Consider the following 24,483-nt stretch of genomic DNA (forward strand, 5'->3'; position numbering starts at 1 on the left):
GCGTCGGTACTGACTGGGCGTTCGTCAGCTGCCAGGAGATGCCGTAGGCGCCGCCGGAGTGTTCAACCGAATCGGCGTCTGCGTCGAACCCGGCGGTCCGATCTCTATCTGCCCGTTACCCATGGCGGCGGCGATCCGCGCACCATCGGGCGACCACACCGGCTGCATCGTGCCATTGAGCTCGCCGACGAGGGTCCGCGTGGGCGATGTCGTAGAGGCGACATACATACCAGACAGGTCCTGGAGATCGTTGACGACCAAGTGGTTCCCGTCGGGGGCATTGCTCGCGACGCGCAGGTAGTTACCGACCAGCCCGGTGGCGATGAACGGCGGACGCTGACCCGCACCGTCGATCTGGGACTCTACGACTGTGGACGCGGACGTCATGGTGTCACCCTGTGGTGTATCGGCCACGAAGACCACGTGTGCGCTGTCGGCACCCCAGGTCATGAAGTCGACGCGGCTCGGATAGGTCAGGACCCGCCGCGCGTCCGAACCGTCGGCGTTGACGAGCCAGACGCCGCACTTCCCGACAGCAGGAACTGGTTTCCGTCGGGCGAGTACTGAATCGAGAGCATGCTGTCGTGCATCACCGCCACCGCCGCGGGCCGCCAAACCCGGTCGCCGGTACCGTCCGGACGCATCGACTCCAGTTGGTCCTGTCCCTAGCCGTTCGCGGACGCAGCCTGCCCGGCGATGGCGATGACGCCACTGTCGTCGCCGAGAGAGGCGGCGAGTGCGGCGGGCGCCGCGAAGACGCCCATCCCGGCGCCGACAAGAGCGGTCCCGAGCGTGCCCGGCCCGATGATCCGTTGGCCGCGCAGTGCCTTGGGCAGGGTCTTGGACAACGCCGCGCGCACGGCCCCGTCCTACCGGGCGAGCCTCGGGTTCGGGCGCACCCGGCGAAGCACCGCAACCTGATCTGCTGGCTTCCACCGGACACCGAGGTCGTCGTGGCGGCCGAAAGTTTCGGCGATAAGTGGCGAGCCGAGGCTCGATCATCGCAGCGGTTATTCGCCCGTTTCCCCTGTTGGGGCCGCAGTACTACGGCCATAGCGTGGTCTATCGACGGCGACGACGTGCTGTGGTTCTTCGAAACATTTCCGAAACTCATTGACGGCGGTTCGCCGAGATTCAACACTGCCGATAGGTCTCAGCGACCTGATCCCGGTCGCCACCGCTCGGCGACTCCATCACAGCTAGGAGGCGCATTTCGCATGTCCGGCAACCCACGTCTCCCCGGAACCCGCCGGAGCCGCCGGCTCCGGCTCCGGCTGCTCATCGGCGCCGCCGTCGCCTTGTTCCTGGCCACGGTGATGCCGTCCGGCCCGGCGTCTGCGGCGACGAGTATCTGCTCGAACCAGACTGGCAACAACGGCGGTTACTACTACCAGATGTGGAGTAGTGGCCAAGGGTCGGCCTGTATCAACATGAGCTCGGGAAACAGCTACAGCTCCAGTTGGAGCGGGATCGGCGACTTCGTCGCCGGCGTGAGCTGGAACCCCGGCGACACGTCGACGAAGTCGTTCACCGGCAGCCTGAACGCCTCCGGAGGCACCTCGCTCGTGTCGCTGTACGGCTGGTCGACCGGTCCGCTGGTCGAGTACTACGTCATGGAGAACTACGTCGGTTCGCCGCCCACGGCCGGCACCTACATGGGACAGGTCACCAGTGACGGTGGCACGTTCAACATCTACGAGCACCAGCAGGTGAACCAGCCCTCCATCCAGGGCACCGCCACCTTCGAGCAGTACCTGGCTATCCGGACGTCGCCGGTGTCCAGCGGCACCATCACCGTGTCCAACTTCTTCAACGCGTGGGCCAGCCACGGGATGAACCTGGGCACGCTCAACTACCAGATCCTCGCCACGGAGGCCTGGGGCGGTGGCAGCGGTAGCTCCAACGTCTCGGTGAGCTCCGGTGGCGGAGGCGGCGGAGGCGGTGGCGGTGGCGGCTGCACAGCGACCCTGTCGGCCGGCTCGCAGGGGAGCAACTGGTACAACCTCAACGTCGCCGTCACCGGCTCCAGCAACTGGACAGTGACGATGAACCTCGTCTCGCCCGCTGTCGTCTACAGCACGTGGAACGTCAGCGCCACATGGCCCAGCCAGTACGTGATGGTCGCCAAACCGAACGGGAGCGGCAACAACTGGGGCGTCACGATAAGTCCGAACGGCCAATGGACATGGCCATCAGTGTCCTGTAGTACCTCGTAGCGCATCGAGAAACACAACGAGAAGGACACCGGCCCGGCTCCGGCGAGGTCTCGCGAATCGCGGTGACCTCGCCGGACAGCCCGCGGTCACGGACTGAGCCCAGCCGCCGGCGGCGCTGTGCTCTCCCGCACCACAAGCTCGGTGACCAGGTCGATCCGGCTGGTGCGCAGGACCTGGCCGCGGGCCAGGTCCAGGACCATGTGCGCGGCCGTCCCGGCCATGTCCCTTATCGGTTGGTCGATGGTGGTCAGCGCCGGATCGGTCCAGGCGGCGACCTCCAGGTTGTCGTAGCCGATCACCGATAACCCGCGCGGTACGTCGATGCCGAGTTGCCGTGCCGCGCGCAGTACTCCCAGGGCCTGCATGTCGGAGCCGGCGAACACGGCGGTCGGCCGGTCGGCGCGGTCGAGCAGCGCCAGACCGTGCTGGTATCCGGCGTCGAGGTGGAAGGTGCCGTAGCGGATCAGGTCCGGGTCGATCTCCATGCCCGCCTCTTCATGCGCGGCGCGGAACCCGGCCAGGCGGGCACGGCTGCACAGCACGTCTGCGGGCCCTGAGATGATGCCGACCCGGCGGTGGCCGAGCGCCAGCAGATGGCGGGTCGCGAGCAGGCCGCCGTTCCAGTTGTTGGAGCCGACCGTGGGCACCGAGGCCGTGGTGGCGCTGTCGGTGTCGACCACCACGAACGGGATGTCCTGGCGCCGCAGCCGCTCCTGCTGCACCTGGGTCGGGCTGCACAGGACGAACAGCACTCCGAGCGGCCGCCGCGACAGGACCGCGTCCAGCCAGTGCTGCGGCGGATGGTGCGCGCCGCCCAGTTGCGACAGGACCACATCGACCCCGTCCGGTTCGGTCACCGCCTCCACACCCCGGATGATCTCCATCGCCCACGCCGAGTCGAACTCGTGGAAGACCAGGTCGATCTGCCCGGTGCCGACCGGCTTCTTCTTGGCGCGCCGGCGGTAGCGGTGCCGTTCCAGACTCTCCTCGACCCTGGCCCGGGTCTGAGCCGCGACGTCGGCACGGCCGTTGAGCACCTTCGAAACGGTCGCCACCGATACGCCGACCTCCTCGGCGATGGCCGCGATGGTGGCGGTCGGCGAGACCGGGTCCGGACCGTTCCGCAGCTTGTGAGACGCCATCGAAACATCACCCGTCTTCACCGAAAATTTCGGTCAGAGTAGCAGCGGATCAGCCCTCGATGTCTTGCTCCCACACCCCGGACTGGTCGTGGTCGCTCCAAGACGTCGTCTCCGGCGAATCCGTTCGGTCCGGCGGCGCGCAGTCGGACCAGGCCGATACCGTGAGGCTTTCAGCGCCGGCCCCGCAGGGGCGCCGTCTCCGTGGGGGTTGAGAGTATGGCCGTCTTCGCTACGTACTGCCAGGTGTGCGGTCTACCGGTCCAGCAGGACCACTACGTTCCGGCCGAGGTCGGCGACTACTTCCATATCTGGCGCGGCGACGGCGACGACGCGTGCGACCCGATCATCGCCTTCGAAGCCGAACACGCCTGGCTGCGCGACGCACTGGGGCTGCGGATCGACGGCGACGCACTCTTTATGCCGACCGTCTCAGGGATCGTGCACGATGGCGACTTGGAGAGTCCGGCGGGACAACTCTTCAGCGCCGACCTGTTCGACGGGGAAGGCGACGACCGGATGGCGCTGCACGCCGCATGCTGGCGGCTGGCGGGCGAGCCGTCGTCCTGGGCACCGCTGGCGCATCTGCGCGACCTGCCGGAGGCCGAGGACCGCTATCGGCGGCAGCTATTCGACTTCAAGTCCTTCGTCGGGGACGGCCACGGCTGGATGCTTGTGGACCCCGAGTCCGACGCACCGGACGGCCTGCGCAACCAGCGACGAATCCTGGCGCTCATCGAGGCCGCGGCCGAGTAGTTCCGCGAGCGCCACCAGCCTCTCATCCCACAGACGCAGGCGGGCGTCCTGCGTTTCCGTATCAAGGCGGACACGGCTCGACACGCCGGCACAGATCCCGATGATGCCACCGGATCATGCGCGGCCAAGCGGATTGGCCAAATTGCCGCCGATGATCCGGACGGCGTATGGGGCGTCGCGACGGCTGCCACGACATTTGGTGCGTGACGCGAATTCGCCGCGCCCGGAGTGGCTGTGGCCTGGTTTCACCCATTTGGATCAGATGGTCCAGCACGAACTGCCACAATGGCATACGTGACCGACGTGCCGCCGCCACAGCCCTTCGCCTACCTCGGCACCCCGAACGCGCCGCTCTACGCCGGCATCCTGGACGTGTTCGCCCTGGCCAAGCAGCGTTTTACCGTCCACCTCCGGCCCGAGGATGTCCTGTCGGACTGGCCCGGTGCTCCCGGCGCACTGGACGGTGGCCGCGCCGATGCGGTCCGACCTACGGTCGAGCAGCTGGTCCAGGCCCTGGACAAGCTGGTCGAGTGGGGCAACCTCCGCTCGGACGCCGACACCGGGCGGGTGACCACGGTCGAGGACTTCAACCGGGCCCGGAGGATCTACCAGCTCACCCGGCACGGGCAGGCGGCGCTGGCGGCGATCGAGCACTACGAGCAGGCCCTCGGGCAGCGTGGGCGGCTGCAGACGGTCGCGTTGGCCGACATCGCCGAGCAGTTGTCCGCGCTAGCGCTCCACGCCGAGGCCGCCGACGCGCCGGACCAGGCCACGGTCGGTCTGCTGTTGTTCGCCCTCACCGAGCGCTTCACCGGTCTGGCCGACAACGCCGAGGCGTTCATGTCCTCGCTTCGGCGCACCGTCGACTTCAGTGACGGTGACGGGGATGAGGAAGCGTTCCTGGCCTACAAGGACCGGCTGATCGAGTACATCGACAAGTTCATCGCCGACCTGGCCAACCGCGGAGCCCAGATCGCCGGGCTCATCGAGCGGATCGAGACGGCCGGCATAGCGCGGATCCTGGAGGCGGCGGCTCGTCGGGACGCCGTCGACGCCATTCCCGACACCGACCGAACTGATGGAGCGGACGCCGGGGTCGCCCACGCCCACGCCACGGCTGTACAGGCAGCGACCCGCGACTGGGAGAACCGCTGGCGCGGCCTGCGTGAGTGGTTCGTCAGCTCCGGAACCCGCCGTCCCTCGCAGGCCCGGCTGCTGCGCAACGCGGCCGTCAGCGGCATCACGAACCTGGTGAACACGGTCGCCGCACTCAACGAGCGGCGCGGAGGACGGTCAGACCGGTCGGCGGACTTCCGCACGCTGGCCCGCTTCTTCGCCCAGGCCCCGGACGACGCCGCCGCACACCGGCTGTGGCGCGCGGCGTTCGCCCTGGCTCCGGCCCGGCACCTGACCGTGGACTCCGACACCGAGGACACGTGGGAACAGGCCGAATATCCGCCGGGCACGCCGTGGGCCGCCGCCGCGCCGCTGCTGATCAGCCCGCGCCTGCGCGAGACCGGATCCTACGAGCGGCGCGGCGCTCCGAACAGGGCCGTCGATCGCGAGCAGGGACGTCGACAGCTCGCCGAGCGGGCCGAGCGCGAGGCCGCCGAGATCGCCGAGGCGCGGCGGCTGCTGGCGACCGACGGGCCCGTCCTGTTGTCCGAGCTCGCCGGAGACGAAGGTCTGGACCCGCGTGCCTTCCGCCTGTTTCTGTCCGTGCTCGGCGACGCGCTGGCGGCGCGCCGTCCCGGCATCGCCACCACGACGGCCACCAGCGGCGACGGCACGATGGAGATCCGGTTGAAGCTGGTGGACGCGGGGACGATCGTCGCGATACCGACCGAGGACGGCGTCCTGTCCGGGCCGGAGCACGTGGTGGAGATCATCGACCTGACCGCGCGTCCGGTGGCGGTCCGATGAGCGCCATGGGCGACACGGTGGTCGAAACGGCGGACGAACCGCTGGGCGACCCGGAGCCGGCCGGGCCCGGTCCGATGGCATTCCACCAGCCGTCCGACCACGACGTCGAGCGTCGCCGGGCGGCACGGGCCCTGCTCGCCTCGCCGCTGCTGACCGCCCGCGACGACGACTTCCGCCTGGTCCGCAAGCACGCCGCCGAACTGGCCGGCTGGTTCGCCGACCAGACCGGCTGGCGACTGACCGTGGACGCCGAGACGGCCCGGCTGTTCAAGAAGCCCGCCGCCCTCGACGACAGCACCCGCCCGGCCCGAGCGCCGAAGACCAAGGTCCCGTTCACGCGCCGCCGATACGTCTTGCTCTGCCTGGCCCTGGCCGCCCTGGAGCGGTCGGAGTCGCAGACGACCCTGGGCCGCCTGGCCGAAGGCGTCCTCACCGGCGCCGCCGACCCGGCCCTGGCCGAGGCCGGGATCACGTTCGCCATGGAGCGCCGCGAGGAACGCGCCGATCTGGTCGCCGTCGTCAGGCTCCTGCTGTCCTGGGGAGTACTGGCCCGGGTCCAGGGTGATGAGGAGGCGTTCGTCGCCGACGGCGGAAACGACGTGCTCTACGACCTCGACCGGCAGGTCACCGGCGGGCTCCTGGCCACCTCGCGCAGTGCTTCGACCGTCACCGAGACGGCGTTCGAACAGCGGCTGACGGCGCTCGCCGCCGAACCGGTCCCGGACACCGACGACCTGCGGCTGCGCGCGCTGCGGCACGCGATGACCCGCCGCCTGCTGGACGATCCGGTCGTCTACTACGCCGATCTCACCGAGCCCGAACGCGCCTACCTCGCCAACCAGCGCGTCGCCATCACCCGCCGGATCACCGACCTCACCGGGCTGATCCCGGAGATGCGTGCCGAGGGCATCGCCATGGTCGACCCCGATGACGCGCTCACCGACGTCCGCATGCCCGAGCAGGGCACCGACGGACACGTCACCTTGTTGATCGCCACCAAGCTCGCCACCGACGGCAAGGCCCCGACCGTCCCGGAACTGATCGGCTTCGTTCAGACTCAAGCCAAGCTCCACGCGTCGTATTGGCGCAAGACGGCAGTCGAACCCGCGGCCGCCGCCGACCTGGCCGAGCAGGCGGTCGCCAAGCTCGAGGCCCTGAACCTGGTGATCCGCGTCCTCGACGACCGCGGCGAAGTGCGGATCCATCCGCGCTCCGCGTTGATGCGCTACGCCATGACCGACCCGACGATCAAGAAGACCGGAACCCGCGCGTGAGGACCGTGACAGCCGAACCGACCGATCTCCCGTCCCCTTCCCGCGGCCGGTGGCAGCCGCTGCGCGCGGGTCTGGTCGACGTGTTCTACTACGACGCCGAGGAATTCCGCTTCCACGACGGACGGCTGTTGCTCCGCGGCAACAACGGCACCGGGAAGTCCAAAGTCCTCGCCCTCACGCTGCCGTTCCTGCTGGACGGGGAGCTGACCCCGTCCCGCGTCGAACCGGACGGCGACCGCGCCAAGCGCATGGAGTGGAACCTGCTGCTGGGCGGCAAGCACCCCAACGACGAGCGGCTGGGCTACACCTGGCTGGAGTTCGGCCGTCTCGACGAGAACGGCGTGCCGCAGTACCGGACCATCGGGTGCGGGCTGAAGGCGGTCAAGGGACGCGGCATCGCCGACCACTGGTTCTTCGTCACCGACGAGCGCGTCGGCCCCGATCTCCCGCTGCGCAACGAGCACCGCGTCTCCTATTCCCGCAAGGCCCTGGAGGAGAGGGTCGGCGCACACGCGGTGTTCACCACTGCCAAGGCCTATCGCCGGGCGGTGGACGAGGCGCTGTTCGGCCTCGGGGCCGAACGCTACGAAGCACTCGTCAACCTGCTGATCCAGCTGCGCCAGCCGCAGCTGTCGAAGAAGCCCGACGAGAAGCTGCTGTCCAGGGCGCTCACCGAAGCGCTGCCGCCGCTGGCCGACGGCCTCGTCGGTGAGATCGCCGAGGCGTTCCGCGGCCTGCAGGACGAGCGCGACGCGCTGGCCGCCCTCGTCGAGGCGCACGGCGCGGCAACCGCGTTCCTCGCCCACTACCGCCGCTACGCCCAGGTCGCCGCCAAGCGCACCGCCGCCGGCGTCAGGCAGTCGCACAGCCGGTACGAGCAGCTGGGGCGGGACCTCGGCGCGGCGACCACCGCCCGCGAACTGGCGCACGCCGCAGTCGTTGCCGCTGACGGTGAGCTGGCCGAGCTCGACGAACGCCAGACGCTGCTCACCGCGCAGAAGGACGCGTACAACCGCGACCCGGCCATGGACACAGCCCGCGAGATCGACCGCCTGGCAAAGGTCGCCGAAACCCTCGCCGGCGTCGTGCGGACACGTGAGGAGGACCGCCGCCGCGCGGTACGGGACGCGGACAACTGGACGGCCCGTGCCGGGCAGGCGCAGCAGCGCGCCGAGTCCGACGCGGCCGACGTCGACGCCCGGCACGGCGAAGCCGACGCCGCCGGACAGGCGGCCGGCGTCGACCACGGCGCGCTCCGATCAGCGCTCGTCACCGCGTCGGTCGCTTCGGACCCGAACGCTCGGTCTGTCCCGTCGCGTGAAACGCCGGAGGTGACGGTCGCCGAGGCCGCCGTCGCCGCGGCGCGCCGGTCCGGCGACGCACTCATCCGCGACCGGCAGCAGGCGATCAGCGGGCTGCGGACGCTGCACCAGGCTTCTGAGACGGCCGCGCGTTCGCTCTCCGCCGCGCGTGCCGCCGCCGAACGTGCCGCGCGTGAGGCGACTGCCGCCGCCGAGCGCGCCGCCGCCTCGTCCGACGCCGTCGCCGCACGGGGCGAATCCCTGGTCGCCGCCTGGGAGTCCTGGAGCGCGCACTGCGTCGAGACTGCCCTGCCCGACCGCGACGCGGCCGTGTCCGAGCTGGGTCTGTGGGTGACGACACTCGACGGCCCGAACCCGTTTGCCCGGCGCGTCGAGGAGGCCGGCCGCGTCCACGCCGCGCACCTGAACCGCCGCGTCGCGGAGGTCGACGGACGTCGGACGCGCGCCGAGGCTGAGCACTCGGCGCTCGCGGCCGAGATCGCGCGCCTGGAGCAGGGCGGCCACGACGCGCCGCCGAAGCCCCACACCCGCGCCGCCGACGCCCGGTCGGCCCGGCCTGGCGCGCCGCTGTGGAAGGTCGTCGACTACCTGGACGACGTCACGGCCGCCGACCGCGCCGGCCTGGAGGCGGCGCTGGAGGCTTCGGGCCTGCTGGACGCGTGGCTCGCCCCGGACGGCCGGCTCCTCGACGACGTCACCGGCGATGTGGTCGTCGCGCCGACCGCCGCCGCTCCGGACCCGAGTCTGGCCGCCGCCCTCCGTCCCGCGATCGACTCCGCCGATCCGCAGGCCGCCACGTTGGACGAGGAGGCCGTCGCGGCGATACTCGCGGGGATCGGAAGCGTCCAGGCGGGGGCTGCGGAGCCCGGTCATCACACCTGGATCAGCCCGGACGGCCGGTTCCGGGTCGGCGTGCTGCGCGGCGCCTGGCAGAAGGAATCAGCCCGCTACATCGGCGAGGGTTCCCGCGAGACCGCCCGCCGGGCCCGCCTCGCCGAACTCGCCGGGCAGGCCGCCCGGTTGACGGCCGAGATCGCGGCTCTCACCGGCGAGGTCCACACCATCGCCGCGCGGCTGGACGCGCTCGCGGGCGAGATGAGGGAACAGCCGTCCGACGCCGCACTCCGCGAGGCGCACACCCTCGCGACCGCACACGCCGCAGCCGCGCGGGAGGCGGCCGCGGCGCGCGCCGAAGCCCTCGCCGCCGTGGAGCCGGCGGCCGAGACCGCCGCCGACAGTGTGGCGGCGGTCCTGGCGTTCGCCGAGGACACCCGCCTGCCGGCCGAGGCGCCTGCCCTGGAGACGGTCGCCGAAGCCCTCGCCGAGTATCGCCACAGCCTGTCGGGGCTGTGGCCCGCGGTGACCGCCGCCGCGCGTGCCGCCGCCGAGGCCGCCGTGGCCGAGCAGGAGCGTCGCCTCGCCGCCGCCCGACTGGCCGAAGCCGACGAGGCCGGACTCGCGGCCCGCCACGACGCCGAGGCCGCCGCCGAGGAGCACCGCACCCTGGTGGCGACCTCGGGAGCCGCGGTCGAGGAGCTCTACCGGCGGCTCGAGGCCGTCCGCGTCGAGCTGGCCACCGCATCGGCTGCCACCAAGGTCGTCAGCAGCCGTCGTGAGCAGGCGCTCAAAGACCGGGAACGCGCCGAGGGCCGCCGGCTCCAGCTCGAGACCGACATCACCGAGGCAACGAGCCTGCGTGACGAAGCCATCACCCTCCTGCGGCGCTTCGCCGCCACCGGCCTGCTCACCGCCGCGCTGCCCGATCTCGAACACCCCGACCCCGCCGAGGCCTGGGTCCCGGCCCCGGCCGTCGCGCTCGCCCGCGCGATCGACGCGGCTCTGGCGGCGGTCGACGACTCCGACGGCGCGTGGGAACGCGTCCAGGCCCGCGTCTCCCGCGAACAGCAGGAGCTTTCCGGAGCCCTGGCCCGCCACGGCCACCAGGTCGGCATGACCCTGCAGGACGGCCTCATGGTCGTCGACGTCCTGTTCGCCGGCCGTACCCAGGACGTCCCGTCCTTGACCGCTGCTTTGGACGCCGAGGTCGCCCAGCGCACCCGCCTGCTGTCCGCGAAGGAGCGCGAACTGCTGGAGAACCACCTCGTCGGCGAGGTGGCCGGAGCCCTCCAGGAACTGATCACCGAAGCCGAGGCGACGGTCCAGTCCATGAACGACGACTTGGAGGCCCGCCCCACCTCCACCGGCATGGCCCTGCGCCTGGTCTGGCGCACCGCCAAAGGCGCGCCCGACGGGCTGGAGGCGATCCGGACGCGACTGCTGCGCAAGGCCGTCGACGCGTGGAGCCCGGCCGACCGCACGGCCGTGGGTGACTTCCTGGCCCGGCGCATCACCGACGACCGTGCCGCCAACCCCGCCGACACCTGGCACGACCAGCTCACCCGCGCGTTCGACTACCGCGCCTGGCACGAGTTCGGCATCCAGCGCCGCACCGACGGCGCCTGGACGTCGGCCGCCGGTCCCGCGTCCGGCGGGGAGCGGGTCCTGGCCGCGTCCGTTCCGCTGTTCGCCGCCGCGTCGTCGCACTACTCGTCCGGACATCCGCACGCACCGCGGCTGATCGCCCTGGACGAGGCGTTCGCGGGGGTGGACGACGACTCGCGTGCCAAGTGCCTCGGGCTGCTGGCGGCGTTCGACCTGGACGTCGTCATGACGTCCGAGCGGGAGTGGGCGTGCTATCCGACTGTGCCGGGCATCGGGATCGCCCAGTTGGCCCGAACCGAGGGCGTGGACGCGGTCCTGGTCACGCCGTGGCGCTGGGACGGACGCGACCGTCTGCGGTTGCCGCGGCCGGAGCCGTATCTGCCGCCGCAGCGTGCCCGCGACGCAGGGGCCCCGACGGGCCCCGACCAGCCCCTGTTCTACACCTGATCCGCATGGCGGCCCCCGACGTCCCCGCCAACCATGTGGACCACGTGGACCACATGGACCACGTGGACCACATGGACCACGTGGACCACGACCGCCTGCGCCGCCTGCTCGGCGCACCGGAACTCGCCTGGCTGGTCGACCGGGTCGCCGAACGGCTCGCAGCCGGCACCCCGGCCGCCGAGGGCACCGCGGCGCTGACCGACCCCAGCCCGGAGCAGCGCCGCGCCGCCGAACGCCTGCTCGGCCGGCCGCCCGGCCGCGGCAGGACCCTGACGATCAGGCTCGGCGACGTTGAGACAGTGCTCTGCGACTCCCGGATCAGCCCGGACGGCCTCGCCGCCGCGGTCACCGCCCTGCGCGGCCCGATCCCGGTCCGGCACGAGACCGCGGCCGCCGACCGTACGGCTTGGGACTCCGCCCACGAACCGCTGGAGCGCCTGGCCGCCGACCGTCCCGAACTGGCGCCGTGGCTGCGTCACGCCCGGGCGACCGGCCTGCTCAAGCGACATGCTCCGACCCCTGATGCGGCTCTCGGCCTGGCCGAGCAGTCCGCACGCGTACTGTCCGCGCTGCCGCACTCCGGCACCGTCCGCCCGATCCTCGCCGCCGGCGCCGTCGGCGACGCGCACGCGCTGGACGACGGCCGCCCGCTGAGCGCCCTCATCCTGTCCGCGATCCGCTCCCTGTCGGGACTGACCGCCGCCGACACCGCGCACGCCGAGGGTCGTCGCGCCGCCTGGGCGGGCGTCGGCGTCGCCACCGACGACCTGTCGTCGCGCGTCCTGGTCCTCAACATCCCGACGCCGCCCGGCGATGACAGCATCCTGTCACGCGTGCTACAGCTGGCCGCGGCCGACGGCGAACCGCTGACGCTGACTCTCCGCCAGCTGCGGGGGCTGCCCGCAGGCCACGCCGACCTGTCCGGGCAGACGGTGAGCGTCTGCGAGAACCCGGCGGTGGTCTCGGCAGCGGCCGACGCGTTCAGCGCCGAGTGCCTGCCGCTGGTGTGCCTCGAGGGCACCCCCTCGGTCGCCGCCACCCGCCTGCTCCGCTGGCTTCTGGACCGGGGAGCACGACTCCGCTACCACGGCGACTTCGACCCGGGCGGATTCCGCATCGCCGTCCAGGTCTTCGCCCTCGCCGCTCGCGCGGGCATCCCCGCCGCCCCCTGGCGCTACGACAGTCGGGCTTACCTCGACGCCGCCGCGCGCGGCCTCGGCAGTCCGCTGGCAGCGCCGTCGTCCCCGGACACGCCTTGGGATCCCGACCTGCGCCACCACCTCGAGACCAACGCCGTCCGCGTCGAGGAGGAGCATGTCGTGGGCGAGCTCCTGGACGACCTCGCTCGCGGAGAACGCTGACGGCGACGGAGCGGCTGAGCTGCGGCGCCAGACATAGGCAGTTGGATGCATACGGGGGTTGTGGGCATACATACATGGGCCCGCAGAGTTCCAGGAGCGGCCTGCCCAACTGGCCGAGTCCGCTGCCGAAGGCGACGAACAGGCCGCGCTCAAGCGCCGGTTGGTCTTGAGTGAGGTGGCCGTGATGCGCGCGCTGACCGAACCGCCGGGCGCGGAGGACGAGACTACTGAACTGAGATGAACGCCGCGATCTCCGGCCGGGACCAGAGCAGCGTTTCGAAGCTGGAGACTTGTTCGGACATGCTCTTGTCCACGTTGGCCGAGTACCTGCTGGCTGCTGGGGCCGACGCCGCTACCGTCAAGGGGCCGGACTACAGTTTCGGCCTCGCTCACGTCGACGCTTCCGAGCGCGAGATACAGGACGCATAGTACGAGCGTTCCGCGAGGGTCCAGTCTTGGGTTCGAATTCGTGTCCGTATGGATCGCTACGAGGTGACACAACGCGGCAGAGTCCGGGAACGGTCCGGGAACGCGCGTCCCAGCACCGACTGGCAGTCTCCGCCACGATCAACGAGAGTCGGAGTCAAGGAACGTGGAGTCTCCGCTGCGCCGCAGCATGAAGCACCTCCGTGCGCACAGTCGAAGAACTGCCAGGTCAGGCATACTGACCTGGCAGTTCTCGTTTGATCATAAATGGCCGTCCGCACCAGCCACGGTTCGGCCACTCGGTTGCCCAGCCGCAGCCGTGCTCATGCGTGGCAATCACGACACGCCTCACCCGCCATCCCCACGCTCGCGTGGTTTTGACCAGGAGCCCAGCATGATCTGAATGGTGCACAAGATCGCTGACGCTTCGCTGGTGGTGGCCCGCGCCATGTGGGCCGCCGTCCGTCGTGCGTGGAACTGGTACGCGGCCTCGACTCCCGCGATTCGCTACGTCACCGGACGGGCTCGACCTGTTTCGCGCCCCAGCCGCCTCTCCACATCAGCCTTGGACCGGACCTCCGAGCCGTGCAAGCCGGACGTCGCACTGCTCGCCGCGCTCGTCGGCGGCGGCATGATCGGGCCCGAGGCGGCCATCGTCATCGCGCTGGTCACGGCCGACCGGTGCCGTAACCATCCCGACAAAGCACGAGGGCCTCATTTCTGAGCTCTCCAGACCTCATCCGACAACCCAGCCAACCAGCTACGAGAGCGCCCGCCTTTCGGGTTCCTTAAGCGTGACCAAGAGCTTTCGCCTCACGACGCGCGCCCCCGCCCCTGCGGGGCGGCTCCCGCGGCTCGGGTGGTGCGAAGCACCCCATGTGGGTGGCTGGCGTTCACGGCAGTCCCGACTGTGCCTGTGAGTCCTCGGGGGTGGCTTCGCGGCCGAGGTATGCATGGGCTGCGGTCAGGCTCTCGATCGAGTCGGCGGTGATCATCGGTCCCGGGCAGGCCAGGCACCCCAGGAGCGATTCGTCGGCGAGCCTGGCGAGCGCGTCCGACAAGGCCATGCCGTCGCGCAGGTAGCCGAGAAGGATTCGGCCGATCACCATGTAGCCGGTGTTGACGGGCAGGTCGATGATCGGTCGCTCGTGGAAGGCCGTGACATGGTCGTCGGCGGTCTGGACGAATCCGAACGGGAGCCGCAGTTCGGCGACAGCGATAGCGCTGTCGAAGCGACCGGAGGCTGCCAGGTGCCACAGTGCCGCCAGATCGACGGGCGCGAGAGTATCGCCGAGAACGACGAGGGTCGGCAGGGCCTGGTCGCTGTGGGTGTGCCACCAGGTCATCTTCTCGGCCTGGGTTCCGCGGTGGACAAGGACGCGTACCTCCGGCGCTTTGGCCCGGTCCGCTTCGTCGGCCGGTGTCGCGAGCAGACTCAGGACCGGGTCCGGCTCATCGACGATGACATCGACCGTGGTGATGCCATATGCCTGCGCGCGCAGGACATGGCGGGCGACGAAGCTCATGCCGTGAACCGGCAGGAACGCCTTGTAGATGGTCCCGCGAAGCGACTCCATCCGGGTATTGCTGCCCCCGGCCAGAACGACGACCGACTGCGCTCGCCACCTGTGGTCAATGCTCATCGTTCCAACAGCGGTATAGCGGAGCGGATACACAGACCGCCGATGCAGACCTCGAACGGGTTCAGCGAGTCGTCGACGATGAGCGCGTCGCCGGCGTTCATCGCGCGCACGACCAAATCGTGCCGCGCCCAGATAAGTCGGGTGTACGCCTGCGTCGACTCGGGGATCTCCTTGGCCCCGGCTGTGACGACGGCCTCGTAGGTCAGCATCTCGGTCCACTCGGCAGTCTCGGTACCCAGCGGGTCCTCGACGAGGTCCAGTGCGGTGGCTGCCAAGGTCGCGACAGCCTCGAAGCGCTGGCCGACCAGGGCATCGGCGATGCCGACTTTCCGGGCGACGAGGCTCTCCAGCACGAACGCCGCAGGATGGCGCGAGACGTCGCCTGTCCCGAGTCGGAAGGATCTACCCGCGCTCCTCGGCTTGATGCCAACTTCGGTCAGGCGCGGACAGGCCTCATGGGCGAGTATCGCGAACAGGGGTTCGGGAACACGGGCGGTGGGCGTGCTCAGAACACCGGGGTGCCTGGGCATCGACGGAACGTTGCGCCGGACCCCAAGGAGCACCTCTTGCCGGGTATCGTCGCGGAACAACACGAGAGACACCACACGCACTGGGTTGTTTCTGTCCGCACCTTCTGTCGTGCGCAGCAGGTTCGCCATGGCCTCGTCAGGCATCGCCCTGCCCCTTGGCGTTCCCTGGGAATCGGTAGCCGAACACGGCCTCGCGCAGCCATGCGTCCCGACGCCGCAGCAATCGATTCAGCTGGGGCCTGGTCTGGCTGGCGTACAGGTTCCGCAGCGGCACGGTCTGCAGGTCAGGACTCCAGTTCTTGGCATGCGCCAGTTCGTCGGCGGTCGAGGATCGCACCAGATCCAGGCGGTAGACGTAGAAGCCCAGCCAGGAGTTCTCGCCTTCGCGATCCAGCAGGCAGGTTCCGCGGAAGTCCAGCCGGTCGGCGGAGATGTCCAGACCGCAGCTCATGAACAGATCACGCTGGGCGGCACGTCGGAAGGCTGCCTCCGGCACTTCGAAGGTCTCCGGTTGGCCGGCGCGCAGCCACATATCCTCCAGCGCCTTCTCCAGGTCCATATCGGCTGGTCCGGTGAGCAGCTCTGCGAGGTCCTCCACAAGCACCCGCTCGCTGATCAGCGACAGCAGTCCGAAGTCGTCGCGGGAGTTGCGCGGGGTGCGGAGTTTGAGCAAGACGGCCGGCCCGCGCGGGGTAGGCGTACAGATCGCGACGGCCACTGCTGGGACCACGGAATCGGCGGGCCTGCGTTGGGTGTTGAATCCGGTGATTACTGGATGGAACTCACGGCCGGTTGTCGCTGGCTCGGCCGGTTCCGGTTCCAGGCCGCACAACACCTGGCGCGGCGCCAACGGCATGGACCGACCGACCAGTGACTCCAGGTACTCCAGGAAGTCGCTGACCTGGTCAGCAGGCATCGCCGAGAGGACGAGGGTGGTCTCGTCGGCACCGCCGGCCGCCGCGGCCGTACGAACCGGCGGCAGCTGGCTGATGATGGTGATGCTGTGCGTCCGTCCGCGCCGGGTGTAGACGATGCAGTCGAGGAACACGTCGTCGAACTCGAAGATCTGCAGTGCCTCCGGACCGTCCGACAGCGGCGCCAGCCAGTTGCGCAGTCCGGTGATGCCGGCGACCCATCGCTGCACGACTCGCCCCAGAACACCGGAGTGCCGGTACAGGGTGATCCGGTCGCGCGCGGGCGTCAGATAGCGAACTTGGCGCGGGTGGATGACCGGCAGCCCTTCGCGAGTCCGCTCACCCTCCAACTCGATGAGCCGTTCCGCACAAGGCCAGGGCAGGACGCCGAGGATGTCGACCACATCAGCGGCGATCACCTCTTGCATCAGGCCCTCGATGTCCGGACCGATCGGGGCGTAAGCGATGGCCATGCTGGAATCCGTGTGGGCGGGTAACGTCCCCGAGCCGGCAGCGGCGCCTTGGGATCTTCTCCCGCCGAGCGCGCGCTGCGCCGCCCGGACCTCGGCCGGGACGTCCTCGTCAACGGCCATCAGGACACCGCCTGGCGGCCCCGCCGATACACGGACCCGATCCGGTCCATCATGGATTCCCATGCTTCCATCAAGGCGTCCTCGTCAACAGGTGACTGCCCCGCACTGGCGATGAATCGCATGCACGCCTCGCGGGCGGCGGCGTCCTGAAGTCGCAGGGCCAGCAGGTACAGGCGCCGACGCGGCGGGCTCTGACGGCCGGTGAACACCGCCGTCGGCGACGCGCCGTCATCGAAGAGGGCCATGATGTCGGCGGCCGTCCCGCGCTGCACGTCACGGTCCTTGTCACGGCGGGAGAGCGCCGACGTCGTCATCGGGGCCAGCAGCGCCAGCACCGCACCCAGAGTGGTGCCCGCCAGAGTGAACACCTGCTGTACCACCAGCACCAACCCCCCTTCGGCGGCGCACCACGCACAAGACGGCACTGAGTGTGACGATACGGTTTTCAGCGCATCAAATCAGACCACAGATACCCGGTCAACCCAGATGCCGGTCGCTCTCGGCCTGGTCGATCATCTGGTCGCAGACCGCCGCGAGAGCACCGATGGTGTCGCGAACCCGCTTGAGCCTGCTCCGCACGTCGTCGGCGCGAACGCCGTGCTCCACCCACGAGGAACGCTCGACGTTGCTGAAGTTCAGGACAATCGGACACAGTGTGTCCATACCCTTCACGAAACGCGCCTCGGGAGTGGTCTGGGCCTCGTACTCCGACCACAGATCCACAAGCCTGCCCACTGCCGCGTTGTTCGGATGCCGTGCGCGCAGTTCGCGCATCGCCGCAACCTCGCGGTCTTTCTTGCCCACGATCGCGACAGCGTCATAGGCGAAGGTGTCGCCGACGAACGCCTCGGCCGCATCGTGCAGCACAGCGAGCAATGCGGCCTTGGCGACGTCGATGGGCTCGGGCGAATATTCAGCCAATAGCAACGCAGCTACAGCCAATTGCCAGGAGTGCTCGGCGACCCGTTCCTTGCGCTCTCCCGAAAACAGAGGGTTCTGGCGCTCGACATCCTTCAGAGGCTCGAAACCGAGCAGCACCACCAGCTCTTCGGGAAGGTCATTCAGGATCTTCTCGCTCGCACGGTCCGTCACGCGGCCCCACCGCCCATATCTCGCCCTACGTCCAGGAGCGCGGCCTGCCTGCCCGCATCGCCGGAAGCCGAGTTACCTGCCGAACACTCAAGGTAGCACCGTGGTCGACCAAAGGGGGTCAGATCAAACCCTGAAACGCCTGACGTGGACGGGATGTAACAGGACGGGAATTTCTCCCCGCGAGCACACACAAGCATCCACCATCCTGAGACGACCGACCGGCAACGAGCGAATCGACCCAGGATGCCGCCCCTGGGCACCGATCTCGAGGGCTTCGAACGCATCAAGACAAAATCGGCTCGTCCGCTGCGAGTAGTTTGATATTCGGGTAGAATCTGTCGATCTCGCCGGGACGGAATCTGCACAACTTGACCGCCCACCAGAGACCTTCGCCGACATCGCCCTGTACTTTGTACGAGCCGTCCGGCAAGAGGACAGCCGTGCCGGTGGGATATACGACGAACGTGGCGAGAAGTCGGCCTGAAGCATCCCACAGACGGATCGACCCATCCATCGCCGAGGTCGCGATCTGTGTACCGTCAGCACTGAACGCCCCGCCAGTGACGAGACCCGCGGAGTCCGAGAGCGAGAGACGGCACCGGCCCGTAACACAGTCCCAGACGCGCATCGACTCAGAGGACACGGTCGCGATCAGGCCACCATCCGGGGAGAACACGACCCCAACCGTCGCACTGGCCCGGAACTCTTTGCGCAACGAGCGACCACGCGTGTCCCAGATACGCACCGAACCGTTGCGGGAGGCGCTGGCCATTCGCGCCCCGTCCGACGTGAACGCGACGCTGTCGACGGCCTGATGGCTGTACCCCGACGAGAATCCCGACTGGTTGTAGAGCGACACGCTTCCGTCCTTGAACCCAGTGACGGCCAGCTGTCCGTCGGGAGCGAACGCGACCCTGCTGGACTCGTATGTGGTGAGCGTGGCGATTTCACGGCCGTCGAGGACGCTCCACAGCCGGCTCGGGCCGTTCCAGCTCGTTGTGGCCAGCATGGTGCCGTCCCGAGACACCGCGAGGCTTCTGAGCCGGCCGGCATTGCGGACAGTGATGACGCGCCTTGCCGGAGCGGTGCTCCAGATGTGAGCCGCCCCGCTGGAATCCTGAAGTGCCACCCAACGACCGTCGCTAGTGAGGATTGCGCCGGAACCGGCTGAACCCTCGTCCGACCTCATCACCGTGGCCTGGCCAGTTCTGGTGTCCCAGGCCCATACCCGGTCCCCGGTTGTCGCAATGAGCCGGCCGTCCGGCGCGAAGGCCACTGATGAGATCGGTTCGGCGCGATGGCTGTCGACGAGTTGGAACTCCCCCGCGCCCTGCCACGTCGCGAGCTCGCCGCCCGGCAGGACCAGGGCGACCGCCTGGGCGTTCGACGCCAGTGCGACCCCGACGGCGCCCTGGGGGACATCGGCGACAACCACACCCCGGTGGGCATCGCAAACCCGAGTCCGCCCCGCACCGACCGTGACGGCCACGAGGTTTCCCTCCTGGGAAAACGCAACAGCCTCCACCGAGGCATCCAGATAAGGTACCGCCGCCAATTGTGCGCCGGACCTTTCCCAAAGCCGTGCGATACCGTCCTTGCACCCGGTGGCGACGATCTGGCCGTCCGAAGACATCGCAACGCAGGTCACAGCAGCCGGATGCTCACCCAGCAACGTCTGCCCGCCATTGCGGGCGTCCAGCACTGAGACAATCCCCTGTGCCGTGGCAAAGACCAGATAGTCGTCGTCAGCAGAGAAGGCCATCGCGGTCACCGCTCCCCTCTGACCGAGTCGAAGCTCGGACAGCGACCCGCCTCCTACGCTCCAGAAGCGGACCGACCCATCCGCCGACCCGGTTGCGACAAGGGCACCGTTGTGTGTGAACGTCACGGCGGTCACCGCGGCAGAGTGCCCGGTGAACGTTGCTTGCAGCTCACCGGTCATCGTCCAGACGCGAACTGAGTGATCTGCGGATGCAGAGGCCACGAGCCGACCGTCACGCGATACGGCTACGGCCAACACCGGAGCGGTATGACCGGTGAGGACCCGCAGCGTCTGGGCAGAAACGGTGTCAACGATCTCGACCGATTGATGTCGGCTCACTGCAACCAGGCCATTGACACCCAAATCACCCGCGACACTGCGGGCCCGACCGCCCGCCGGCCGCGCCGGAGTCGCGGCGTCCCGGCCCACCACAGCGGCCGACCGGAGTTCGACCGCGTCCGGCCTGTCTTCGATGCCAGCCACCCCGACGAGCGCGGCACGCTCCCATCGGCTGCCGGTCAGACTCGTCCCCGTAAGGCTGCCCTTGATCATCCACGCGCCGGTGAAATCGGCTCCCCGCAGATCAGCGTCCTGAAGGTCCAGGTCGACCAACCGCATGCCGCGGAAATCAGCCAGCTGCAGATCAGCACCTCGCAAGTTCGTCGAGGACAAGTCCAGCCCCCGCAGGTCGATGCCCGCCAGATTCACTCGCACATTCATGTTCTGACTCAGCCGCAGGATGATGGCGGCGGCGTTCTGCCGGGCCGGCGCCGGGGCTCGGCCGTCCTGGACGGTCCTCTCCGCCCAAGCCATCACCAGTTCCGTCCCGGCGAGATCGCCGAGAAAATCGATCATCAACGGCGAGAGCGGCTGGACTGACAGCACATCGGCCGAGACGCCTGCTTTCAGGAACCGCGCCGCCGCATCCGCGACCAGCCACTCCATCACCGATCGATGAACGAAATCGAACTCGTCGTCCGCCGTCCGAACCAGGAGGCTTCCCGATCCGATCGCTTGTGTCGCTTGATCCGAGCTGTACCCGTAGTCGAACATGCGAACGAGAGCGTGCGAAACCTCCATCGACAGGTCCGTCAACGTGATCACGCCTGTGGGCGACGACCAGAGGGCCACAGCCAGCGCCTCGCAGGCCTGTCGTCGATCCCCGTCGCTGAACGACGGCAGACCCCCGTCATGGTGCTGACGCTCGGCCTCGTACGCCAGCCATCTGGCTATCAGTTCCTGATAGAGGTCGGCCGCGCTGATTCGCCCCTTCGCGTTCCGGATCTCCCGCAGACGCTCGATGTCGAGTCCGACGATGAACGACAGCATCCTGGGGTTGTGCGAAAGCCCCAACAAATCCTTGATGTCCTGAAGAAGCGTGTAGCGTTCGGCTGCCGCGTCCACGTCTCCGCCGAAGTACTTGACGAGGTAGTCGTGGATCTGATCGTCGCTGAAGTCGGCGAGCTCGACGACCCGGCTGACGTCCCTGCCGATGACACGCTCGCCGAGCGCAGTGCGCACCTGTTGCTCGGAGCGGAAATGTTGCGTGCGGCTGGTCAGAACGATCTTGGCTTGTCCGCTTGCGGCGTCGATCAGGGACCGGAGGTGCAGTGCGGCGTTGTCGTAGCTGATTCTCAGCACAAGCTCGTCGAAGCCGTCGAACAAGAGGGCTATCCGGCCGCTGCGCACGAGGTATCTCAGCTTCTCCAGATCGATCTGCCGCTCACCCATGCGAACCAGATGCTGGGAAAGCAACTCGTCGAGGCTGGGCCGCTTCTCCAGATGGCGCAGCTCGACGAGTATCGGCTGCAGGCTCGGGAGGCGGTCAGGCATGCGACGGCACAACTCGTTGAGGAGGAAGGTCTTACCCCGTCCGAAGTCGCCCAGCACCATGATGAACATCGCCTGCTCATCGGCGAGCCAGCCCAGTACGCGTTCGAGCAGGTCTTCCTTGACGGCGCGTGTATGACTCCTGTTGTCCTCCAAGAAGCGTTGCGGGACGTAAAGCCGTGACGGATAGCGCTGGTCGGTCGCCAGCCTGCGCCTCTGCTGTTTGTCGAACGCCGACAGGTCGGCAATGCCCTGGTACTCGATGAAGCGGATCAGTCGGACGCCGCTGGAAATCGCAGTGTGGACCAGGTCGGGAGCGGCCGGCTCCCCGAAATACACAAGCTTCGACGGGGTGCCCGGGTCCGCGGCCGCGAAGTGGTCATGGACATTCCGAACGAAACCATCGATGCTCGCCCTGTCCGGGACGCCTTCCACGACGCCGACGGCCCACTGCTCACACGCCTCGTCGGCCAGCTTCGAGGTGACCCGCAGATACCGGTCGCGGCCGTCACGGGTACACACCACTATCGAAGCATGCTGGTGCAGCATCGCCGTGACTTCGCGGACCTGTTCCAGCAGGCCGTCCATGGCGGTCGGCCGCACCGCGGATTCCGAATTCCGCATATCCAGCGCTGTTCCCCAGCCCAATTGCGCTTCCGGGTCTGCGAAGACCGCGACCGAGTCGGACAATTGATGACTGCTCTGCACCTGCCAGCTGGAGCGTGACTCGGACACCTCCATATCGCCCGTCCACTGCCCGTGGCGATGGTTGTAAATCCTGCCATGCTGTGTAATGCCGTCGCGGTTGATTTCCACCAGCTGGTACTGCTGAGGATGGACATCCGCGAATGGCCCCTTGACCATGGCCGAGGCCCCGGATGATATTGCCGCGATTCCCGACGGCAGTACTCGCGCACACCCGTCGGTACCGCGCCCGTGGAACAGCACCTGAATCAGCCGCCGGCCCTGGGAGTCCTCCTCGCCGAACATCCTTTCGAGATCGGATGCGTCATGCAAGTTCTCACCGAACGGGTCAGCCGCTCCCCGCAAATTGTGATGGACAGTCGCCAGCCGAAGCCATCCTTCGTCCCGGTACCGCACCAGCCGCTCGGCGAACCACTGCATTTGCGCACTACCGATGAAGCCATTACGGTCTTGGTTCTGATGACATTCAGCGATGGTCGAGTTGAACCCGGCGACCACGACACACAAGTCCGGTATCTCGAACAGGGTCCAGGGCTCGTCAGGCGTGAAACTGGTGCCGTCCCGGTCGCGATAGAATTCGCGGAACATCGCGTCGAATTTCTCCCACTTCGGCCAGAACGGGGGAAGTGGCGTTTTCTCGTTCCCCTCCTGCCTCAGATGATATGCGGCACAGTCCGAGCGATTCACATCCTGACTCCCGGGAACAATGATCATTCGATCCCGGGGCAGCCCGACAGCGACGCCGAGTTTGGAGAGGGAGCGCCCAGCCGCTGAGAACTCCGACGGCTTCCCGCTCGCAGCCAGGTTGCCCGCGACGACAACCAAATCCGGATTTACGCCGGTATAGGAAACCGTGTCCGCGAGGTCTGCAAGGAGACCGTCGAAGAGAACGTCGGTGTCGGCCTCGAGCGCTCCGTCGCTACCGCCGTGCTTCCTCGGCGATCCGAACAGCGTGTCCGACACATGGAGCACATTCACCGTGTCGACCGGCGCTCGGCGAATGCCCGAAGCCAGCACACTGAACGCGTCAGGAAGGTGGAGGTCGCGGCTGCTCACCAGTGTGGACAATTCCTGCACCGAGATCGCGTAGGCATCGCGCTCGCCGGATGCGGCCGAAGGCGCGGCTGAGACGATTCCCAGCACATACCCGCTGGCCATATCGATGACGGGACTCCCACTGAACCCCGGTTGAATACGCACAGCGGAGTCATGCGCACTGTCGACTTGCAGACGTCCACCACCAACACGGTTCCGCACCACCACCTCGGCCCAAGCCCCACCCGGGCGCGCAGGCTTGGTCGGAAAACCGAATACCAGGGCCTTCAGCCCTGATCTCACCGGGTCCGGGAAGAGTCGGGCGGGAACGGGTTCGGGACGGACATCTGAGCGGATCCGCAGACGGGCCAAGTCTCCGCTGTCGACACCTTCTTGCGGCGGTGGCCTCCACAACGTGACCGAGGCCAACACAATCCCGGACGGCTGCGCACTGCGCAGCGGGAAGGCGACTTCAACGAGACCACGCGGTATAGACTGTGACCGCGGATCCAGTCCCATCGCGACATTCACCACATGTGCGCACGTAACGAATTCGTTCAGGCTCACCATCACCCCGACGCCGGCGCTCTTGCCGCCGTGAGCGCGTACATGAACGATGGAGCCTTCTGTGTTCGAATGAGCAGCCATCACGTGGTCGAGGAACGATCTGCGTGCTCCTCCGACTTCCATTTCAACGTGACGGTGAAGTGCGCCTCAACGCTGCCCTTCGCGACGATGAGTCCAGCCTCTGCGGCCAAGGTCAGCCCGAACTCGACGGTGTACTCCTGAGGGGCAATGGCGCGCAGGCGCCTCGCCACCGTATGCAATGCGGGCGTGATCTCGTCAAGGGAACGTTCGAGGGACTGGCTTGCCACGGCAAAGGTACGGTCGCCGTTCGGAGACGCAAGCCCGAGATCTCCGGCGCCTGAATCCACAGACTCAACCAGGAGCTCGCCGCCGCCGTCCAGCGGGATTTGCAGGATGTTGACCACAATCGCAGTGTACTGATCCAGCTGCGAGCGCGAGCGGTTGTGGGGAAATCGAGATGTGCGAACGGCACGATGTCACTCTCG

18 protein-coding genes are annotated in these 24,483 nt (G+C 68.4%); 8 read left to right on the forward strand and 10 right to left on the reverse strand.

Going from position 1 to position 24,483, the window contains the following annotated elements; genetic code table 11:
• Window positions 1-24: 24 nt before the first annotated feature.
• Complete coding sequence (locus ABH920_RS31575) at window positions 25-387, reverse strand: hypothetical protein (protein WP_370352848.1); 363 nt, start codon at window positions 385-387, stop codon at window positions 25-27.
• A 278-nt stretch (window positions 388-665) separates the two neighbouring features.
• Window positions 666-860, reverse strand: coding sequence for a hypothetical protein (locus ABH920_RS31580; protein WP_370352849.1), 195 nt, complete (start codon window positions 858-860; stop codon window positions 666-668).
• 357 nt (window positions 861-1,217) lie between these two features.
• Between ABH920_RS31580 and ABH920_RS31585 the strand changes: the two genes are divergently transcribed.
• On the forward strand, window positions 1,218-2,216 hold the full coding sequence (locus ABH920_RS31585) for a glycoside hydrolase family 11 protein (protein WP_370352850.1): 999 nt from the start codon (window positions 1,218-1,220) through the stop codon (window positions 2,214-2,216).
• A gap of 86 nt (window positions 2,217-2,302) precedes the next feature.
• Here ABH920_RS31585 and ABH920_RS31590 read toward each other — a convergent pair whose 3' ends face one another.
• Window positions 2,303-3,358 carry a LacI family DNA-binding transcriptional regulator gene (locus ABH920_RS31590; protein WP_370352851.1) on the reverse strand — a complete coding sequence of 352 codons (1,056 nt, stop codon included), beginning with the start codon at window positions 3,356-3,358 and terminating at the stop codon, window positions 2,303-2,305.
• A gap of 216 nt (window positions 3,359-3,574) precedes the next feature.
• Here ABH920_RS31590 and ABH920_RS31595 point away from each other — a divergent pair, with 216 nt between their 5' ends.
• The 7 genes from ABH920_RS31595 to ABH920_RS31625 all read left to right on the forward strand — a co-directional run bounded on the left by ABH920_RS31595 (window position 3,575) and on the right by ABH920_RS31625 (window position 14,030).
• The gene (locus ABH920_RS31595; RefSeq protein WP_370352852.1) at window positions 3,575-4,111 is read left to right on the forward strand and encodes a hypothetical protein; all 537 of its coding nucleotides are present in this window, start codon (window positions 3,575-3,577) and stop codon (window positions 4,109-4,111) included.
• A 285-nt stretch (window positions 4,112-4,396) separates the two neighbouring features.
• On the forward strand, window positions 4,397-6,034 hold the full coding sequence (locus tag ABH920_RS31600) for a TIGR02677 family protein (RefSeq protein WP_370352853.1): 1,638 nt from the start codon (window positions 4,397-4,399) through the stop codon (window positions 6,032-6,034).
• Window positions 6,035-6,108: 74 nt separating this feature from the next.
• Entirely contained in the window at window positions 6,109-7,308 is a 1,200-nt protein-coding gene (locus tag ABH920_RS31605; RefSeq protein WP_370352920.1) for a TIGR02678 family protein, read from the forward strand.
• Window positions 7,305-11,519: a TIGR02680 family protein gene (locus ABH920_RS31610; protein WP_370352854.1), complete on the forward strand. Its 4,215-nt coding sequence runs from the start codon at window positions 7,305-7,307 to the stop codon at window positions 11,517-11,519. The genes ABH920_RS31605 and ABH920_RS31610 overlap by 4 nt, the downstream gene beginning before the upstream one ends.
• Before the next feature lie 5 nt (window positions 11,520-11,524).
• A complete protein-coding gene (locus ABH920_RS31615; protein WP_370352855.1) occupies window positions 11,525-12,880 on the forward strand; it encodes a TIGR02679 family protein in 1,356 nt (451 codons plus the stop codon).
• A gap of 237 nt (window positions 12,881-13,117) precedes the next feature.
• Window positions 13,118-13,309 carry a hypothetical protein gene (locus tag ABH920_RS31620; RefSeq protein ID WP_370352856.1) on the forward strand — a complete coding sequence of 64 codons (192 nt, stop codon included), beginning with the start codon at window positions 13,118-13,120 and terminating at the stop codon, window positions 13,307-13,309.
• Window positions 13,310-13,709: 400 nt separating this feature from the next.
• Entirely contained in the window at window positions 13,710-14,030 is a 321-nt protein-coding gene (locus ABH920_RS31625) for a hypothetical protein (RefSeq protein ID WP_370352857.1), read from the forward strand.
• Window positions 14,031-14,199: 169 nt separating this feature from the next.
• Here ABH920_RS31625 and ABH920_RS31630 read toward each other — a convergent pair whose 3' ends face one another.
• From ABH920_RS31630 to ABH920_RS31660, 7 genes are all read right to left on the reverse strand, one after another.
• Window positions 14,200-14,949, reverse strand: coding sequence for an NDP-sugar synthase (locus tag ABH920_RS31630; RefSeq protein WP_370352858.1), 750 nt, complete (start codon window positions 14,947-14,949; stop codon window positions 14,200-14,202).
• Entirely contained in the window at window positions 14,946-15,623 is a 678-nt protein-coding gene (locus tag ABH920_RS31635) for a hypothetical protein (protein WP_370352859.1), read from the reverse strand. The genes ABH920_RS31630 and ABH920_RS31635 overlap by 4 nt, the downstream gene beginning before the upstream one ends.
• Window positions 15,616-16,986, reverse strand: a complete 1,371-nt coding sequence (locus ABH920_RS31640; RefSeq protein WP_370352860.1) for a hypothetical protein — start codon at window positions 16,984-16,986, stop codon at window positions 15,616-15,618. The genes ABH920_RS31635 and ABH920_RS31640 overlap by 8 nt, the downstream gene beginning before the upstream one ends.
• Window positions 16,986-17,372: a hypothetical protein gene (locus ABH920_RS31645; RefSeq protein ID WP_370352861.1), complete on the reverse strand. Its 387-nt coding sequence runs from the start codon at window positions 17,370-17,372 to the stop codon at window positions 16,986-16,988. The genes ABH920_RS31640 and ABH920_RS31645 overlap by 1 nt, the downstream gene beginning before the upstream one ends.
• 91 nt (window positions 17,373-17,463) lie before the next feature.
• Window positions 17,464-18,078, reverse strand: a complete 615-nt coding sequence (locus ABH920_RS31650; protein ID WP_370352862.1) for an HD family hydrolase — start codon at window positions 18,076-18,078, stop codon at window positions 17,464-17,466.
• Between the two features lie 283 nt (window positions 18,079-18,361).
• Window positions 18,362-24,058, reverse strand: a complete 5,697-nt coding sequence (locus ABH920_RS31655; RefSeq protein ID WP_370352921.1) for a pentapeptide repeat-containing protein — start codon at window positions 24,056-24,058, stop codon at window positions 18,362-18,364.
• Window positions 24,058-24,402, reverse strand: a complete 345-nt coding sequence (locus tag ABH920_RS31660; protein ID WP_370352864.1) for a CU044_2847 family protein — start codon at window positions 24,400-24,402, stop codon at window positions 24,058-24,060. The genes ABH920_RS31655 and ABH920_RS31660 overlap by 1 nt, the downstream gene beginning before the upstream one ends.
• Window positions 24,403-24,483 lie beyond the last annotated feature (81 nt).

The organism is Catenulispora sp. EB89 (assembly GCF_041261445.1).
Taxonomy (GTDB): Bacteria; Actinomycetota; Actinomycetes; order Streptomycetales; family Catenulisporaceae; genus Catenulispora.

Excerpts from the sequence above, each read along its gene's own strand:
- ABH920_RS31575 (WP_370352848.1), bottom strand. The coding sequence starts at position 387 with ATGACGTCCGCGTCCACAGTCGTAGAGTCCCAGATCGACGGTGCGGGT.
- ABH920_RS31585 (WP_370352850.1), top strand. The coding sequence starts at position 1,218 with ATGTCCGGCAACCCACGTCTCCCCGGAACCCGCCGGAGCCGCCGGCTC.
- ABH920_RS31590 (WP_370352851.1), bottom strand. The coding sequence starts at position 3,358 with ATGGCGTCTCACAAGCTGCGGAACGGTCCGGACCCGGTCTCGCCGACC.
- ABH920_RS31595 (WP_370352852.1), top strand. The coding sequence starts at position 3,575 with ATGGCCGTCTTCGCTACGTACTGCCAGGTGTGCGGTCTACCGGTCCAG.
- ABH920_RS31600 (WP_370352853.1), top strand. The coding sequence starts at position 4,397 with ATGGCATACGTGACCGACGTGCCGCCGCCACAGCCCTTCGCCTACCTC.
- ABH920_RS31605 (WP_370352920.1), top strand. The coding sequence starts at position 6,109 with ATGGCATTCCACCAGCCGTCCGACCACGACGTCGAGCGTCGCCGGGCG.
- ABH920_RS31615 (WP_370352855.1), top strand. The coding sequence starts at position 11,525 with ATGGCGGCCCCCGACGTCCCCGCCAACCATGTGGACCACGTGGACCAC.
- ABH920_RS31620 (WP_370352856.1), top strand. The coding sequence starts at position 13,118 with ATGAACGCCGCGATCTCCGGCCGGGACCAGAGCAGCGTTTCGAAGCTG.
- ABH920_RS31625 (WP_370352857.1), top strand. The coding sequence starts at position 13,710 with ATGGTGCACAAGATCGCTGACGCTTCGCTGGTGGTGGCCCGCGCCATG.
- ABH920_RS31630 (WP_370352858.1), bottom strand. The coding sequence starts at position 14,949 with ATGAGCATTGACCACAGGTGGCGAGCGCAGTCGGTCGTCGTTCTGGCC.
- ABH920_RS31635 (WP_370352859.1), bottom strand. The coding sequence starts at position 15,623 with ATGCCTGACGAGGCCATGGCGAACCTGCTGCGCACGACAGAAGGTGCG.
- ABH920_RS31640 (WP_370352860.1), bottom strand. The coding sequence starts at position 16,986 with ATGGCCGTTGACGAGGACGTCCCGGCCGAGGTCCGGGCGGCGCAGCGC.
- ABH920_RS31655 (WP_370352921.1), bottom strand. The coding sequence starts at position 24,058 with ATGGCTGCTCATTCGAACACAGAAGGCTCCATCGTTCATGTACGCGCT.